The sequence below is a fragment of the Desulfoplanes formicivorans genome (genome assembly GCF_001748225.1).
In the GTDB taxonomy this organism is placed as follows: domain Bacteria; phylum Desulfobacterota; class Desulfovibrionia; order Desulfovibrionales; family Desulfomicrobiaceae; genus Desulfoplanes; species Desulfoplanes formicivorans.
The window spans coordinates 95460-112814 of record NZ_BDFE01000009.1 but is presented as its reverse complement, the minus strand read 5'-3'; the positions used below and the strand labels follow the sequence as shown (position 1 = coordinate 112814).

At 47.8% G+C, this 17355-nt stretch carries 12 protein-coding genes; 4 read left to right on the top strand and 8 right to left on the bottom strand.

The window, feature by feature from the left end; translation table 11 throughout:
• Nucleotides 1–5 precede the first annotated feature (5 nt).
• Nucleotides 6–1559, bottom strand: coding sequence for a sensor domain-containing diguanylate cyclase (locus DPF_RS04400; RefSeq protein ID WP_176724162.1), 1554 nt, complete (start codon nucleotides 1557–1559; stop codon nucleotides 6–8).
• A 183-nt stretch (nucleotides 1560–1742) separates the two neighbouring features.
• Between DPF_RS04400 and DPF_RS04395 the strand changes: the two genes are divergently transcribed.
• A complete protein-coding gene (locus DPF_RS04395) occupies nucleotides 1743–2012 on the top strand; it encodes a hypothetical protein (RefSeq protein ID WP_069857656.1) in 270 nt (89 codons plus the stop codon).
• Between the two features lie 166 nt (nucleotides 2013–2178).
• On the opposite strand, the gene DPF_RS04390 is transcribed toward DPF_RS04395, so the two are convergent.
• The 3 genes from DPF_RS04390 to thiL all read right to left on the bottom strand — a co-directional run bounded on the left by DPF_RS04390 (nucleotide 2179) and on the right by thiL (nucleotide 6392).
• Nucleotides 2179–4317: an ATP-dependent helicase gene (locus tag DPF_RS04390; protein ID WP_069857655.1), complete on the bottom strand. Its 2139-nt coding sequence runs from the start codon at nucleotides 4315–4317 to the stop codon at nucleotides 2179–2181.
• A gap of 242 nt (nucleotides 4318–4559) precedes the next feature.
• The gene (locus DPF_RS04385; protein ID WP_069857654.1) at nucleotides 4560–5408 is read right to left on the bottom strand and encodes a cyclic di-GMP-binding domain-containing protein, MshE-related; all 849 of its coding nucleotides are present in this window, start codon (nucleotides 5406–5408) and stop codon (nucleotides 4560–4562) included.
• 18 nt (nucleotides 5409–5426) lie between these two features.
• On the bottom strand, nucleotides 5427–6392 hold the full coding sequence (thiL, locus tag DPF_RS04380) for a thiamine-phosphate kinase (protein WP_069857653.1): 966 nt from the start codon (nucleotides 6390–6392) through the stop codon (nucleotides 5427–5429).
• A gap of 383 nt (nucleotides 6393–6775) precedes the next feature.
• Here thiL and DPF_RS04375 point away from each other — a divergent pair, with 383 nt between their 5' ends.
• Entirely contained in the window at nucleotides 6776–8647 is a 1872-nt protein-coding gene (locus DPF_RS04375; protein WP_083254463.1) for a sensor histidine kinase, read from the top strand.
• A 7-nt stretch (nucleotides 8648–8654) separates the two neighbouring features.
• A complete protein-coding gene (locus DPF_RS04370; protein WP_069857651.1) occupies nucleotides 8655–10094 on the top strand; it encodes a sigma-54-dependent transcriptional regulator in 1440 nt (479 codons plus the stop codon).
• A gap of 109 nt (nucleotides 10095–10203) precedes the next feature.
• On the opposite strand, the gene DPF_RS04365 is transcribed toward DPF_RS04370, so the two are convergent.
• The 4 genes from DPF_RS04365 to DPF_RS04350 all read right to left on the bottom strand — a co-directional run bounded on the left by DPF_RS04365 (nucleotide 10204) and on the right by DPF_RS04350 (nucleotide 14593).
• Entirely contained in the window at nucleotides 10204–11547 is a 1344-nt protein-coding gene (locus DPF_RS04365; protein ID WP_083254462.1) for an ABC transporter substrate-binding protein, read from the bottom strand.
• A gap of 40 nt (nucleotides 11548–11587) precedes the next feature.
• Entirely contained in the window at nucleotides 11588–12034 is a 447-nt protein-coding gene (locus DPF_RS04360; RefSeq protein WP_176724161.1) for a DUF1097 domain-containing protein, read from the bottom strand.
• 873 nt (nucleotides 12035–12907) lie between these two features.
• On the bottom strand, nucleotides 12908–13360 hold the full coding sequence (locus DPF_RS04355; RefSeq protein ID WP_069857649.1) for a DUF302 domain-containing protein: 453 nt from the start codon (nucleotides 13358–13360) through the stop codon (nucleotides 12908–12910).
• Between the two features lie 522 nt (nucleotides 13361–13882).
• Nucleotides 13883–14593, bottom strand: a complete 711-nt coding sequence (locus DPF_RS04350; RefSeq protein WP_069857648.1) for a hypothetical protein — start codon at nucleotides 14591–14593, stop codon at nucleotides 13883–13885.
• Between the two features lie 587 nt (nucleotides 14594–15180).
• Between DPF_RS04350 and DPF_RS04345 the strand changes: the two genes are divergently transcribed.
• Complete coding sequence (locus DPF_RS04345) at nucleotides 15181–17334, top strand: monovalent cation:proton antiporter family protein (RefSeq protein WP_069857647.1); 2154 nt, start codon at nucleotides 15181–15183, stop codon at nucleotides 17332–17334.
• Nucleotides 17335–17355: the final 21 nt, after the last annotated feature.

Sequence of the window (17355 nt, the reverse complement as noted above, 5' to 3'; positions counted from 1 at the left end):
CTGGCTTACCCGGCCACAACCCGATTTCTTCCCCCCTTTTTGGCCTGGTACATGCGGGAGTCAGCCAAGTTGAACAGGGTCTGAAAATCCCTGTCCGGAAGTTCCCTGTCCAGGGAAACCACGCCCACGCTGATGGTGAACCGGATCATGGTCTTCTCGTCAACACTGACCTCGATCTTTTCCACGGCTTGACGCAATCGTTCGGCAACAGCCATTGCCTGCTCGTGATCCGTCTCGGGCAAAAGCACGGCAAACTCTTCTCCGCCCACGCGACCGGGCACGTCCTGCTCCCGGCAGATTGCCAGCAGATGCCTGCCCAGCATCCGCAAGACCTCGTCGCCCCGGTCATGCCCATAGGTGTCATTGATCTTCTTGAAATGATCGATATCAAAGAGCAACAATGCCAAAGGCCTTTTATACCTGATGGCCCGCTGGATCTCCCTGTCAGCGCAATGGACGAAATGGGTACGATTATACAGATTGGTCAGGCCGTCCCGGGTGGCCATGACCATGAGCCTGGCGGTTGCCAGGTGCTCCCGGTACCGGGCCGATGACCACAGCCAGGCAACAATGCCCAGCCCGATAAAGGTCAATACACCCAGGGGAACACCGATCAGAAAATATTCAATGCTCATGACATCCATGGGCACCCTGGAAATGAGCACCCAGGATTCCGTCTCCTCCAGGTGGGGATACACGGCACTGTTCTGCCCCTGGAAATGCCGGGTGGGCGTCATGGTCGTAAAGGTGAACAGATTGTCTCCCAGCACAACCTGACCATGGTCCTGCTGACGGATGAGTTCCCAGAGTTCCGGAAATCGCTCGCGTATATGCCCGCTATGCTCCCTCCCGGGCATGAACCCCCATTCTTCCTCCAGCGTCGGCCCTATGAGCCAGAACCCGTTGCTGTTGATGAGATAGGAGTCACCATCACCCGACTCCCCAACGCGTTTGATGGTCTCGATGAGTTTTTCCCCACAATAATTAAGAACAACCACACCCAACCGGTGACCGTCATGATCATCCACTGGCGTGGAAAACCTGAGCACCGGTTTGAGGGGGCGCTCCACCCGACCGTGCTCCATGTTCAGATCAAAACGTGAAATAATCACATCTCCGGATGCCGCCTGCAATGCCTTGATAAAATACGGTCTTGTGCCCTTGTTCTGCAGGTATTGCTGCTCAACCGCATACGGGCGCCCCTGTTCGACATTGATGCGCACAACCTCCCTGCCTGTGGCATCCAGAAAACGGACCTGGTCATACACCTGCTTGACCCGGCTCAGGCTGACAAGAAATCTTTCAAACAACCGTTGGCGCGAATGCCGGTCCGACGCCACCACCTGTCCCGAGCGGATGATATCCCCCACCAGCAGGGCATCGGACGCATGGGCGGCCAGATCTGTCTGGATGACCCGTTGTTGCTGCGCGACCACATTGACTGCACGGATCTTGATTCTTTCGGTCCGCAGGTATTTCTGCGCCTCCAGCCCCACGATCACCGTCACAACGGATATGACGACCAAGGGGATAAAATGCAGCAGAAAATCGCGATGCAAGGAAAACTCCCCAGGATGATCCATTTTCGCTGTTTCTTCCGTTTCACGCATTGACACGCTCGCCTGTTTCTGGGATCAAATAGTCTACGTTTCCCGATTGCCTACGGCAAATATCCTCTACCGTGATACACAAACCGCCTGCAATCATCTTTCCCCATACGACCATCCACCAAGGAGGAACTCATGGACATCACGGCCGAAAAACTGACCGCAAAACTCAAGGAAATCCATCCGGAAATTGATGCGTACTGCCTGGGACTCAAGGTGCGCTTCGACAAGGACAAACGAGCATGGATCGCCACCTTTCGCAAGGGCGACCACACACTGGAGACCCATATGGAAGAACAGGACGTAGAAAACTGCATGAATAATGTACAATGCGTCTATGTTGGTGTCCAGCTTGGCCAGTTCGTCAAGAACTATTGTGAAGGCGGACAGGAATGCAAAAGATAAACGCGCGGTCCTGATACGCCCCAGGCAATATCATGGGTGTGATATGAGTGTTTAACAAAACATCGCGTCATCATGCAACCTTTCCATGCTCTGCACCAATGCACAAAAAAAGGATGCCCCTTGGGGTATCCTTTTTTTGATGCAGATCAACCACGATACGCTGCCGTCATTCATCCAGCAGTTCCACATAATCCCGAACAATCACCTTGAGACCAAATCCCGGAAAATTAATCTTGTACTTGTCAGGATCGATCCGTTCCACAATCTTGCCCTGGCCAAAAATTTTGTGCCGACAGGTTGTGGGCGTTGTGGCCGACGAGACAGAAGGGGACGATGATAAGGGAGAGGTACCGGAAAACGCAGGAGCAGATGTCTTCTGGCCTGCGCCAACCCCGACGGTCCTGCCGCCATAGGTCTCCTTGAATTCGGTAAACAGATGGGACGGAATATCCTGCAAAAAGGGACAGGGCATGGCCGGATCGTTGCTTTGATAATACCGGTTGTACAGGGCGCTTGGAACAAACAGTCCCAGATACTCCCTGGCCCGTGTACAGGCCACATACAGCAACCGGCGTTCTTCCTCGAATTCCTCGGCCGAGTTCATGGCATGCCTGGACGGAAAGCGCTCCTCCACCAGATTGATGAGGATAACGGCCGACCATTCCAACCCCTTGGCCGAATGGACCGTAGAAAGGATGAGCTGATCCTGGCTCATGTTGCTGCTTCCAAGCTGATCAGGATTCTCCAGGGTCAGATCCGCCAGAAAGGTCTCGATATCCTTGTATGGCGAAGCGATCTGGGCCAGCTCGTCAAGGCCGGAGATTCTGCGGGGATAGTCATCGGGAAACCGATGCTCCACCAGGGGCTTGTAATATTCATACACGGCTTCCAAAGCCGACAGGGGCGTTGGCGATGACTCACGCAGGCTGTCAAGAAGATCCATGACCGTTCGTATGGCCGCGTTTTTCCTGCACGCCTTGTCAATGGTATCCCGATCCCCTGCCCCAAGGGCATGAAACAGCCGCTCACAGGTCTTGGGTCCCACCCCCTTGATCCCGGAAAAGGCCCGCCGAAACGCAGGCAGGTCAAGGGGATTGGCAACCAGCTTGATAAAGGCCAGAGCATCCTTGATATGCGCGGCATCCGAAAACTTGATGCCTCCGTATTTCTGGAACTTGATGCCCATCTTGTTCAATTCCACTTCCAGGGCATAGGAATGATAGCCCGCCCTGAACAGCACCGCTATTTCGTGCAGGGGAAACTCTTTTTCCAGCTCCAGAATCTTGGCCACAACCAGCCTGGCCTCGGTGGAATCACTCAAGGGCTTGACCACTTCAGGAAGGCGCGTGGACTCCTTTTGGGAAAAAAGCTTTTTGGTATACTTTTGCTGGGAACCGGCCAGAATGGCGTTGGTCAGGGAGAGAATGGGCTGGACCGATCGGTAATTCTGTTCCAGCTTGATCACCCGGGTGCCAGGGAAAACATCCGGAAAATCAAGAATGTTCTGGATGTTGGCCCCCCTGAAAGCATAAATCGACTGAGCGTCGTCGCCCACGGCCATGACATTGCCCGTATTGCCTGCAAAGAGCTTGACCAGCCGGGCCTGGACCCGGTTGGTATCCTGATACTCGTCCACCATGATATACTGATAGGCCGCGCGCTCCTGCTCCAGGACCTCGGGATGGGAGATCAGCAGTTTTTCCAGCACAAAGAGCAGGTCATCATAGTCAACAACCTGATATTGCGTCTTGAGTTCCTTATACCGTTTTTCCAGACGGAGGATGTCTTCCCGATACCCATCCAGGTGACCGGCATCCTGGCGCAGGATGTCCCCCAAATCCATTTCCTTGTTGCGCGCCTGACTCAACAGGCTGATCACGGTGGATTTTTTGGGAAAGCTCCGATCTCCCTTGGCAATGTCCAGTTCCTCCTTGGCCTGCTTGATAAGCCCTTCAGCATCGCTGCGATCAAGTACGGTAAACCCGTTTTCATAGCCCAGCAGGTGGGCGTATTTGCGAAGCAGGAAAAAGGCAAAGCTGTGAAAAGTCCCACCGCGTACCGCGTTCATGCCCATGCCCAGCAGTTCGCCGGCCCGGCCGAGCATTTCCTGGGAGGCCTTGCGCGTAAAGGTCAAAAGCAAGATGGAAGCGGGCGGAATGCCCTGTTCCACAAGATAGGCCAGACGGTAGACAATGGTCCGGGTCTTGCCGCTTCCGGCCCCGGCAATGACCAGCAAAGGACCTTCGGTTGTGAGAACAGCCTCATATTGGGCTGGATTGAGTTCTTTTTCGTAATCAATAAGCATGCAGATTCCGTCATGAAATGCAAAGTCGGCAGGCAAGGGGTGCCAAGCGCTCCGACTTCCAGAAATGGATCATCCTTGGATGGTGACCACCCACCACCGCAAGGCCGTATGAATAGACGAGACAGGATCGATGGGCAAGGTCGGCGGAGCACGCCAACAGGAAAGGCCGGGATGACAATCCCGGCCTTTCTGGACACAGCGTAAAACAATCGTGCATGAGGGGTCAGGGCAAACCTGTCGCCTCACAAGGCCCCGACAGGAGCCGTCCCCAGAACCACAGCATAAGTTTCAATGAGGGTTTCAATATGCAGACAGGTCCATGAGGGAACATCCTCAGGCGGCTGGACACGAACCTCACCCATCTGCAGTGCAACTCCCTTGCGGTGCATTTCCTCGCCAATGATCACGTTGAGATTGCCCAGCAGCCTAGCAACTTCCTTCTGAAAGGATTCCCTGGACGGAATGGTGGTTGTGGGCTGCTTGCCGTAGGCGATCTGGTAGGCCAGCACATCCGGCAGGTACACGCCCATCCAATGGACCCGCTGAGAATCCTTCTGGGACAGGAAAACCACATGATCAAATGCTTGGGATGGCAGGGCATGACTGATTTCACAAACATGCGTTGCATAGCCCAATCGATACAGGTATTTTCTGATCATCTCGTAGGCACACACAAAAATACCCTGATCATCCAGCCCCTGCAGAACCGATTGGATGGAGGCCTCCTTCTGGCGCATGTCCTGATCAAAACGATCAAGCTGACGATTGAGCTCACGGATGCTCAGATAGTTGCGTCGGGTCAGGGCCTCACCAAGAAAAACATGGTTTTTGCCCTGGATATTCAGGAGCTCCCTGACTTGCTCCTCTGTTAGATATTGTTTTCTTATGGCGATCTCACCGAATTTTTCATAACGCAGTTGTTGTTCCCGCATGATTTCGAGAACCTGCTCCCTGGTCAGCAGCCCCTTTTCCAACGCAAGGGAACCGAGCAGGGCGTTGTTTTCTCGCTGAAAGGAAATGGCCTCGTTGAGCTGCTTCTGGCTGATCAATCCCTGATCCAGGAGAAACTGGCCGAAAAACGTGACGTTCATAATACCCCTACCCTTTGGCTATGGTTGCTCATGGGAGAAATGATCGAATCCCTGCAACCGAATCCCCGTCCCATCAAGAGAAAATCCGTTTGCAGTGACAATCCCGAGCTTCCAAGCCTCAGGAATCCGTTCTCGAACAATCTCGAAATATTCCGGTTCGACCGCCCCAAGCAAAGCGTAGTCCTCACCACCCCTAAGACAAAACCGTGCCTGGTTCAAGTGGTGTCTGGCACAATACATTGTAACCTCCGGATGGATCACCGAAGGGTCCATGAACATTGTTGCCCCCTGTCCCGGGGCCAACAATCTGGGAACATCCTGCTCCAGACCGTCGGAGATGTCCATGGCTCCGCGTACCCCCGGCAATGCTGCCAGGAGTCGTCCCTGCTCCACCAGGGGTTCAGGATGCACATGCTGACGGATACACGCGGGAAACGCATCCAGGTCCTGCCCGGCCTCCAGAACACCAAGGCCAACCCGGGCCATACCGACCCTGCCAATGACAAAAAGGACATCCCCGATACGCGTCCGGCCCCGGGCAAGCACCCTTTGCCCCGGAGCTCCCCAGACCGTGATACCCACGGTAATCTTGTCTCCATCACTGAGATCCCCGCCCGTCAGGACAAGATCATGGGTTGCGGCCAGATGGGCCATTCCTTGCAAAAAAGGCTCCCAAAACGAGACAGGAACCCCTCGCGGCGCCACCAACGCAAGACTGAACCCCAGAGGGACCGCTCCCATAGCGGCCAGATCGCTCACATTCACGGCCAGGGCCTTGTGCCCGATATCCGCCGGAGCAAAATAGGACGTCCTGAAATGCACATCTTCCACAAAAAGATCCGTGGTCACGCACAAGGATGGCGGGCAGGCAAAAACCGCGCAGTCATCCCCTCTGGCAATGGACAACTCTTTATGCTCGTTGGGAAAATACCTGTTTATCAGGGCAAGAAAATCATCTTCGCTGTGAATGAAAGCATCGTTCATGGGATATGCTGTGCACCCTGCTTGTTGCCCAAAGCGCCAGGACAAACGCCTGCGGCAATCTTGTTTGTGAATCCGTCCCCGGCCATGTTGTTACCGTACGCCTTGAGGAATACTCCATGCCGGTCAAACCGGCAACAAGAACCAGGAGCAGAACCCAACCACGCAAGCTGCCCCTAGTGTACATGACCACGCTCTTATTTCCAGTGTCATGCTCTTGATCATCACGGAAACATTTTCGTTTTTGCCAATGCATAACGACCAAACATATTGAATTTATTCAATAAATTATTTGATGACAGGATTCAAGACTCAAGGGTACCATGTAGCTGCATGTTGGCGTTCTGACTTTTTCTGTGCCACACAAATTAATCAGGTGAATCTGTATGAAAATAGGCAAGATGATAAGAACAGATTGGGTGAGTTTGATTGTCCTTGGCTCTTGTTTGTGCTTGTCGTCGACGGCTTTGGCAAAAAATCCTCATCCCCTAAAAAGAAAAGTAAGCATACTCTATATAAGCAATTTCAGCTCTCAATATTATTGGAATAATATAATAAAAAAACAAATCATGAAACATTTTGATTCATTGGAAATTCCTTTGGATTTTTATGAGGAAGTGCTTGATGTACGAAGAAAAGATCCACGCTCAAGAGATGCTATTTTTTCTATTTTAAAAAAATTATATAAAGAAAAATATCGAAATATCAAAATTGATCTGATTATAAGCAGCGATGACTCCATCGTTGGCTCATTGGGAAGAAAACTTTTTCCAGATGTTCCATTTTTATTTTGTTATGCGAGAAACGATCTTAAAAAAAATTTGATTGATATGGGCAACGCTTCAGCAACGATTGACCACAGAAATCCTGAAACAATAATAGATATTGGTATAAAACTGCATCCAAACATCAAGCACATTTGCATTGTTTCAGACTATTCTGAAGTTTCCATATTTTTTTCCAATCAAATTCAAAACATTGAAAAATTTTACCCACAAAGAAAATTTGTCTATATTCGTACAGACAACATAAATGAATTGGTTGATAAACTTCGACAACTTGATAATAATACATTTATTATTGATACAAGTTACTACTCCTCCCCTTTTGAAGAATTTTCCCACCGAAAAACCAAATCCATTGTTTTTGAAACAACCCAGTTGCCAGTATACAGTCTGTGGAGCAATCCCGTGGGCAATGGTGTTGTTGCCGGGATGGACCTTGACCCCTTTAAGCATGGAAGTACGGCTGCTCGACTTGCCGTACAGATCATCCAGCAGGGATCGGCAGACAATGTTCCTCCTGTTTTCGTTCCCGAAGAACGTGTTTATTTTGATTATGAAATGCTCACTTTGTTTTCCATCCCCGAGGACATACTCCCCCCCACCGCGGTTGTAATCAACAAGCCCCTTTCGTTTTTTGAAAAATATCGTGCAACATTAGCCCTGATCTTTGTAGTTGTAGTATTTTTTTCGATTATTATCACAATGTTAATCGTGGCTTTGCGACAAAAGAAACGAGAGAAAAAAGTGCTCACCATGGAAATAGACGTAAAGAACAAGGAGGCAGAAGCACGGGAAAAGTTGCAGCAGGCCAAAAAAATGGAGGCATTGGGTACGTTTTCACTTGGTATAGCCCACGATCTGAACGGGGTGCTTGGCAGTATTTCAACATGCTCGCGGTTGGCACAACAAGAAATTTCTTCGGAAAGCCGTGCGTATGAAGATTTGCATCAGATAGATATCAGCATACAACGGGCAATAGATCTTATCCGGAAAATTTCCAAAAAAGGAAATATCTACACCAAAGCACCTCTTCCACTGAAAAAGGCCATGGACGAGTCCATGCACGTTTTGAATTCACAAATCCCAAAAACTGTTGAATTCAATTATGAAAACAACATCGGTGATGCAAAGGTGCTGCTTGATCCCGGCGAAATCCACCAGATTGTACAAAATCTTTGCGTCAATGCCGTCCAGGCGATGGATGGGCATGGCCGGCTATCTGTTTGTGTGCATGAAGATTGCAAACTAAAGGAAATCGTCATTTCGGTCACTGATACAGGGAAAGGCATCCCCGGCGATCATGTGGAGCGCATCTTTGACCCTTATTTTACCACCAAAAAAGACAAAGGGGGCAAAGGTCTTGGATTGTTTATCGTTCACAATATCATTGATTCGATTTCCGGAAAAATTACCGTTAAAAACAGTATGAACGCAGGAACGTGCTTTCAATTGTATATTCCAATCGCAGAGTAAATAAAGGATGACACATAAAATACTTATTGTAGATGATGACCTGAGCGTACAATACGCTCTAAAGCGCATCATAGAAAATCATGGCCATGATGTTATTTCTGCATGCACCCTTGAGGAAGGTTTTGCACATGCGCAGGTGTACTCTTTTTCCGTGGTTTTATTGGACATAGGATTGCCGGATGGTAATGGGATGGATGCCATTGGTAATTTTTCGCAAAGCCCGGGACATCCTGAAATCATTATCATAACGGGTCTGGGTACCGAAGATGATGTGAGCAGAGCCCTTGCATCCGGGGCGTATGACTATATTTCAAAACACGCACCCATGGAAGAGGTCATCGCAACCTTGGATCAGGCCCTTTCCTTGTGGGAATCTACGACTCATGACAGCCATGGATCTCCCGGACCTCAAGGAAAACGTTTTTCCCGGGACCGTCTGTGCGGTTCGAGCGCTCCTTTTATGCGATCCCTGGCCCTGGCAGAGCAATATGCCCGCGTTGATTCCAATGTGCTGATTCTTGGAGAAACCGGAACAGGTAAAGAGCTTTTTGCACGCACCATCCATGACAACAGTGCCCGAAAATCATCCCCTTTTGTTACCGTGGACTGCGCAAGTCTGCCGGATTCCCTGGCTCAGAGTATTCTTTTTGGACATGTCAAGGGAGCGTTTACCAGCGCAGATGTGCCCCAACGCGGCCTTGTAGCCGAAGCCGAGCAGGGGACCTTGTTTTTTGACGAGATTGGGGAGTTGCCCCTTGATGTTCAAAAAATATTTTTGCGGGTTCTCCAGGAAAAAACATATCGTCTGGTGGGAAGTACCCGAGAAATTGCGTGTGATTTTCGACTTATTGCGGCGACCAACAGAAATCTGCTGCAGATGGTGGAAGATGGAAAGTTTCGAAAAGATCTTTATTTCAGATTGCAGACCTGCATTCTGGAACTTGTTCCGCTGAGGCAAAGGAAAGAGGATATAGAAGAGCTGGTTGCTTTTTTCATCGAACGGTTTTGTGATTTTTACAGGCAGCCTTTGCGATCATGCACCCCGGTCTTTATGCAGGCGTTAACCAGTTACCCCTGGCCAGGTAATGTCAGAGAATTGATGCATGCCATCGAGTACGCACTCTCCGCATCCAGATCTTCAGACCCCCTTTCTGTACATCATTTACCTGGAAAGATACGCGTCCATGGAGTAAAACAGAAGTTCGTCAAAAACATCACAATGAGACACAAGACAACGAGTAATCGTTCTTGTGCTGATAGAAACTTATTACAAAAAAACAACTTCCCCGAATTTGCCGAGTACAGAAAGAATGTTTTATATCAAGCTGAAAAAAACTATATGCATCAACTATCCAGTCTTGCGAACAAAAATATTCAATACATGATGCATTTAAGTGGGCTTTCAAAATCTCGTTGCTATGCGCTTATGAAAAAATATCTTTCATGAAATATATTGACAATATATACAATGCATGAATGTCCATGACAAAAGGCTGTTTCTTGAAAAGAAACAGCCTTTTGCGTTGTTGTGAATAATAAATGTTTTGATCGGTTTTCTATTTGAGGCACGATGCACAGGGCTTGCCCCCACCCGTCAAAATGACCTTGTTGATATCAATGGACAGCGTATCGTTGGTACTGTCGAGAACGCCTATAGGTTCATAAACAATGTTCAGAGATTTGGGTGCGAATATTTTTCGCAACCAGTGATTGAAATAACCATTTTCCGGATCGGCATACCCGCGAAGATTCATGATGTTCAGGTCCATGGCCGCGCGGTCATTGGTACCAGGACGAATTGAAATTTTTCCGCTCAGTCCTTCGTAATTGATCTTGCGGAGATAGGGCATGAGTTTTTCGCCGGTGATATTGGTAACCCCGTCATCCTTAGCCAGTTTGATGGCATGGGCAACGGCCCAGATATTATCATACCCCATGACGCCCCAGTAGAACGTGACATCGTTGGCATCAATTATTTTGCCTTCAACCTTGCTAAGCTTCTCTCGCAACTGGTCAATTTTTTTGCCTTCAGGCATCTTGGCTTTGGGGGCAAAGCTCCCAATGGCCGCATAGATTCCCTTGGGAGGGTTATCCGCAGACAGCATTTCAGATGAATAAAAATAATAGCCCGATTTTGTCATGCCCAGAGATTTTGCAGCCATATATACGGTGTACGTGTCAGGGACAGGCATGATGATGGCAAAGTGCTTGATCCCCATCGCCTTTTTTCGACTCAACCAGGTAAACACCTTGTAGAAATTTGTATTTCTCGGGTATCCGCATATGTCAGCCTTGAGCCCCAGCTTTTTGGCTTCAGCTGCAGCAGATTCCATACCACCCATGCCCCAGGCATCGGTTGTATGAAAAATACTGATTGTCTTTGCCCCAAAATGTTGTGCCGTCCGAATCAGGCTCGTATCGATAACCGAACTAGGAGAGACCACGCGAATAAAATAGGGAAAATTTTCAACAGAGCTCAAGCTTTCCGCATTTGATCCGTATGAAATAGTCGGTATTTTATATTTTGCTCCGACTTTGGCAATTTTAACGGCAGGACCAGAGCAGTCTGCACCAACCATTGCTATGATGTTTTTTTTCTTGAACAATTTTTCGGCAATAACATCGCTTCCCTGTATTCTGCATCGATAATTGGAGATGTTTTCTTCTTTCATCGCGAGCTTATCATCCCCCAAAATGCCAGAATTATTAACGTCTTCAATGGCAAATTGAGCACATTGCAATGCATAGTTTCCCCAATCAGCCTTAAGACCATTGGCGTAGCTCAGAGAAAACATGCCTGCCAATTGATATTCCTTGGCCTGTACGCTTCCCACTGCCGTAAATAAAATTATGGCAAGAAGTAGCAAAGTTTTTTGTACATATACACGATTCATGATCATATCTCTCACGTTGTTATGGTTGGTAATGGGTTCTGAGACTTTATTTTTTTCCCTTGGCGAGCATCAAGGCACCGCGTTCTGCAATAAATCCCAAAATGATCCCCACGAGTAGGGATGCAATGGACTCAAGAGCCAGGGCACCCGAACCCAGGTAGGCAGCACATCCGATAAATGAACCCGGAACAAATGAAAGAAATGAAAAGTACCCTGCAGCACACATAATAAAAACACCACCCATCAACGGCAGAAGCATGGGATTGCTCATACCCGTAACAGAAGCAATATAGACAACGGCACATCCGATGGCGACGCCAAACAGGTTGGTGACAACGGTTTTCTGTGCTCCCTTGATCCCCCCTCCAGCTGCAAAAAAAGCGGCCCACGAGGCAAACCCGATCCACCCGAGCATACCCCAATCTGCGGAAAATTGTCCGAATACTCCAGCAAGAACGCACGATGTCAATGCTACTGCGATATGATAATTCATGGTTTGGTCTCCTTTCATGGTTAAAGCAAAGATGGTGATGGATCACATGTTGTACGGTTTGGATGTTTGCAAAAAGTCATGACGCAGATGTGGGTATTATCATGAGGTCTTACACAATTCCTCCTTTTCCATTCAGTTTGTTTGAAAATGGTGTGACTTTTCCCGATGTTCATTTTTTCATCTAGCAACCCATGTGCCAAATTTCTCATATCATAACTATATAAATTTATTAATCTTATTTGCTGTGATGATTTTTTTGCTGATGCGGTTTTCCTGCAACGCAGGAATGACCATTTCAATGCTAATCCCTATTTTTTCACAAAATCATTTAAATTCAAAATGTTATTTCAATGCCGTCCATTTTCGCCATAAAGGGAGAGTTCCTGCCAAGTGGGAAAAGTGCCTCTCATGCCAGGATGCCTGGCTCCAGCGCCAAGAGGCTGCCCAAGGAGGCTCGTAAGCCGAAACAAAATCAACACATACCCAGGTAGATGACTTGTGCACCAGTCGGCGCTACTTTTGGAAAATCAAGGAGAGGATCAGGTTCACAGACTTGGGATTCGAAGGATACGGCTAACGAGTTGACAGGGGGGGGGATAATCAAGCCGACGGCGTGATTGAACAACGCTACTCAATGCCGCGTGCATCCAGATTACCTCAAGGAAGGGATAAATATAAAACGAGGTACAATGCTATAACAATCATAAACTTATGCCTAGTGCACAAGTTCATGATTGTTATAATTCAACAAAAACACCATTCTTAAACACATATCATCATATAATATTTTTTCAGCAATTACTTAAAACTTCTTTTATTTTTTTAATTTGCATTTCAATATTCATCTAACAACACAAATAACCATGTGACAATTTATTTCATTGCAGCAGCATTTGCTATGCCAGACAGCGCTTTTTCTATTTTTAAAAGAACGTCTTCACAGCCAACAATAACATGTCTTTGTGCCAAATATTTTGGATCATTATAGGATATCCAGACATGCCCGTTGTCATCTTCCCAGATTAATGCTTTTTGAGGCAAATCAATGGCAACACTTTGCTGACATTTGATAAGAGGACTGCCAACCTTTGGATTACCAAAGAGTATGAGCTCAGTATCCCGAAGTTTGATGCCGACTGTATTCGCGCCTTCTGAATGCTGTATTCGATTGAATACAGTCATACCCTTTTCTTTCAAAATATTTTCCATTCTATCTGCCGTTTCCTTGACATTGGATGCGCTCTGAACATTGATCACACCATCTGCTGCCTGTGCATACATTGCAAAAAACAATATCAAACACGTTGTCATAATCATTTTTTTCATTGCTTTCTCCTTTATCTAACAGTGAATATGCTCAGACGGCCCCATAACACCGGCCAGCTTGAAGCCCCCGCCCACACCGGCATTGCATCCGGTATATTCCTGATCTTCTTCCGCATTACACGGACATATTCTTTCGCAATGCAAAATGCGGAAGAATATGCCCGTTCGTGCTACCTATCCTGATTTTTGGATAAGAGCCCTCGTTCCTTTGCATACTTGCGCATGGATTTGCACGAATCCTCCCAGATTTACCCCAAAAACAGGCAGTCCCACATATGGAGCAGGACCCCTATCTGGTTGCCCGGGGAAACCGATCCGAGGGTTCCTCAAACCGATCTGTTGTCGATGAAGCAAAACACAACCCCGAGGACCATAAACAACCACCAGAAAAACACGTAGCATCGTTGCCCCGCAAAACAACAACGTCTTTAACCATTACCGCATCGCACCCCGCATGCTTCCTTTGTGCAGCAGCATATCTATCTGTAAAACCTGAAATGCTAGTCTTAACCAGGCAAAGCATCATCCTCTTTTTTTAAAAATAAAAGGTAATCCGGCCAACAGAAGAAATGCGGCACCGGGGAGAGGTGTCGGGGATGTGGGATAATTGCCGGGATCAGATATCTCAGGATACTCTGGCTGGTGAGGGCCATGGATCATTGGAAGCATACCGCTCACACGAACAACCATATCGTCAAAATCATATCTACCTTCTGGCGCAGTATCTTCAAAATATAAAGTGTAGTAATGCTTATAAGGGTTGTGATAATCCGGGTCATCATATGGATCATCGAGATGATAAAGAGGTTCATCTGTTTCCGTATAGTAAGTTTGCATAAAATCAAACGTATAATGATCCGGAACCAAGTCGAGTTCTATATTTGTATTTGTAAACAATCCGTTCGGAGTATCAATATAAAACCCAAACGCACCCCATCGGTCTATTCTGGCAAGTTCAGGAGTTCCAAACACTTTTTCAGTTCCTACCCCATCACTTCCTGAAAACACTTCAACCCCATAAAATTGCGATCCATCTGACTGAAAAACCCCAAAAGAGTTAAAATCAGCAAATGCTGAATTTTCCTCTTCCAATGTAAAATATACTCCAGGACTCGCGCATAGTGCGTCATCAAAAACCCAGATCTGATCATATGTTACCCAGTTGGATGCATATGTAACCGAACAAAAAAGGACGGAACCGAGAATAACAAGGAGTTCGTAAAAAAATTTCATAGCTGCCTTCTCCTGATTAAAGATGAACAGTTCATGAGGGTGGACCATACTATTCTTAAAAGGCAACAAATGTTCCAGTGCTATCTTCCTGAAAATATGCTATTTTTATTTCAAAAAGATGTATTTTCCGTTTTGAACGGACATTTTCTCAAAAAATTATCCGGAAATAACGTAAAACAACATGAAAGTCCAAACTGTTAAGCGTTACATGTCCATATGAGACATAGTTCCCGGACGGGTACCCGGATTGAAAAAAGCATCCATACGTCAAGCAAAAACAATGAGGTACAGCATGTAACGATTTTTTTTAACGGTTTGGACATGAAGGGAACAAGTTTTTCATGTTCGGTATTGAAAAATATAAAAAATGAAGATATGAAATATGACGTAGAGCTAGTTGATGACATACTGACAGGATGACCTTGGCAGTCACCGCATGAAATACAGGCAAAAGGAAGGAAAATAGATGTGTAAAAAATTATTTTTTTTGCAAAACGAAACATATACCAAACACTTCATAGCTTATCGGAGTAACAATCAGATGTATCATGGCAAAAGTATATAAGCAGACGGGAGAATTGCAAAGAATGATTGCTGAAAATGTATTTGTGGAAATCGCTGCAATACTTGGCCTGGCAACGTTGACCGGGATCATCGGACAAAAATTGCGGCAACCATTGATCATCATGTTCCTGGCAACAGGTATTTTAGCCGGCCCCTCGTTTCTGGGCATTATTCAAAGCCATGAACAGATCGAACTTTTGGCCCATATCGGGATAGCTCTCTTACTGTTTATTGTCGGCCTCAAACTTGATCTGAAGCTGATCCGGACCACCGGTCCCGTCGCCCTGGCAACCGGCCTGGGACAGATCGTATTCACCTCGCTGATCGGATTTCTTTTGGCCGCGGCCATGGGCATGTCCTTTCTCAGTGCAGCCTATGTCTCCGTATCGCTTACATTTTCAAGCACGATTATCATCGTCAAACTCCTGTCGGACAAAAAAGAGATCGATTCCCTGCATGGACAGATCGCTCTTGGATTTCTCATTGTTCAGGATATTGCAGCCATTCTGGCTCTGGTCGGATTGACCACGGCAGGGGCATCTGTCAGCGGAGAGGATACGGGATATCTCTTGTTTCTTATGGTCGGCTTAAAAGGGGTGTGGCTGTTGGGCACAGTTGCCCTGCTGATGAAGTACGTCATTCCCTACCTGACCCGGTGGCTGGCACATTCACTGGAACTGCTGACTCTCTTTGCCATTACCTGGGCGGTCCTTCTCGGAGCAGGCAGTGAGCTGCTGGGGTTCAGCAAGGAGGTCGGGGCATTTCTGGCAGGTGTCTCTCTGGCTTCCACGACCTTCAGAGATTCCATTGGAGCGCGGCTCACCAGCCTTCGGGACTTCCTCCTTTTATTTTTCTTCATTAATCTTGGCGCACAGCTGAACTGGTCCATGGTGGGCTCGCAATTGGGTGCTTCACTGATCTTTTCCATCTTTGTACTTTTGGGCAACCCACTCATTGTTTTGATTATCATGGGAATCATGGGATACCGGCGTCGCACCGCGTTTCTCGCCGGTCTTACCGTGGCCCAGATCAGTGAATTTTCCCTGATTGTGGCTGCCCTGGGGCTGAGTCTCGGCCACATTACCGAAGAGACAGTGGGGCTGATCACCCTTGTTGGCGTGGTCACCATCTTTCTGTCCACCTACATGATACTTTATTCCTACCCCCTGTACCGTGTACTTTCCTCCCCATTGAAGATCTTTGAAAGACAAAATCCTTATCGGGAAGCGGCCATAGATACGTTTACCGAACTGAAGGATGTTGACGTCATTTTAGTGGGGCTGGGCAATTATGGCAGCGGGCTGATGGAAAATTTTTTACGACGGAAAAATGTCATTGTGGGGGTCGACTTTGATCCTAACACTCTGGAAAAATGGCGAAAAAAAGGTGTGCCTGTTTTTTACGGGGATATGGCTGACCCGGAAATGCATGAACATTTACCCCTGAAAAAAGCGCGATGGGTCATCAGCGCTGTTCGTTCCCAAGAGATGAACCTGGCGCTCATCCATAACCTCAAAAAGAATAACTATGCAGGAAAAGTGGCGTTAACAGCAAGAAACAGCCAGGAGGCCGCTACCTTTGAAAGGGCCGGTGCCAACCTGATATTTCAGCCTTTTAAGGACGCAACAGAACAGGCTGCCGACGCATTGACCTATGCCATGGATTTTCTGCCGGAGCATGTTGACTGGCCGGTCTCGTTCCTTGAGCTGCGTATTCGGTCCGATGCGCTGGCTGCCGGAAAGGCCATCAAGGAACTGCCTTTGTCCGCTTCCGGCATATCCATTCTGGCAGCCAGTCGCGGGGGGCGCATTTTTTATGAACCCACACCGGAATTCAGAATTTTCCCTTCAGATCGTTTGCTCCTCATAGGCCATCCGGATGGTCTGAAGGAGGCGGAAAATATGCTGAATCAACTCAAACCCCTGAAAGACACGGAAGAGAAAGACCCCTTTGAAATCGCCGAAATCATGGTTTCAAAACATTCTGATCTTTCAGGCAGGTCGCTGGCCGAACTTCACTTCCGTCAGCAATTCAATGCAACGCTCATCGGCATACGCAGAGGGGATGAGCAGATCACCACGATCAACCCTGGCGAAAAAGTGTACGGCGGGGATTGCCTGATCGTCATCGGCAAGGCCGGGGCCATCAACGAGCTCAAAAATCTCGCCCCTCTTTAAAATACATGGCGTGAGGGTATC

Excerpts from the sequence above, each read along its gene's own strand:
- DPF_RS04395 (WP_069857656.1), top strand. The coding sequence starts at position 1,743 with ATGGACATCACGGCCGAAAAACTGACCGCAAAACTCAAGGAAATCCAT.
- DPF_RS04390 (WP_069857655.1), bottom strand. The coding sequence starts at position 4,317 with ATGCTTATTGATTACGAAAAAGAACTCAATCCAGCCCAATATGAGGCT.
- DPF_RS04385 (WP_069857654.1), bottom strand. The coding sequence starts at position 5,408 with ATGAACGTCACGTTTTTCGGCCAGTTTCTCCTGGATCAGGGATTGATC.
- thiL (WP_069857653.1), bottom strand. The coding sequence starts at position 6,392 with ATGAACGATGCTTTCATTCACAGCGAAGATGATTTTCTTGCCCTGATA.
- DPF_RS04375 (WP_083254463.1), top strand. The coding sequence starts at position 6,776 with ATGAAAATAGGCAAGATGATAAGAACAGATTGGGTGAGTTTGATTGTC.
- DPF_RS04370 (WP_069857651.1), top strand. The coding sequence starts at position 8,655 with ATGACACATAAAATACTTATTGTAGATGATGACCTGAGCGTACAATAC.
- DPF_RS04365 (WP_083254462.1), bottom strand. The coding sequence starts at position 11,547 with ATGATCATGAATCGTGTATATGTACAAAAAACTTTGCTACTTCTTGCC.
- DPF_RS04360 (WP_176724161.1), bottom strand. The coding sequence starts at position 12,034 with ATGAATTATCATATCGCAGTAGCATTGACATCGTGCGTTCTTGCTGGA.
- DPF_RS04355 (WP_069857649.1), bottom strand. The coding sequence starts at position 13,360 with ATGAAAAAAATGATTATGACAACGTGTTTGATATTGTTTTTTGCAATG.
- DPF_RS04350 (WP_069857648.1), bottom strand. The coding sequence starts at position 14,593 with ATGAAATTTTTTTACGAACTCCTTGTTATTCTCGGTTCCGTCCTTTTT.
- DPF_RS04345 (WP_069857647.1), top strand. The coding sequence starts at position 15,181 with ATGATTGCTGAAAATGTATTTGTGGAAATCGCTGCAATACTTGGCCTG.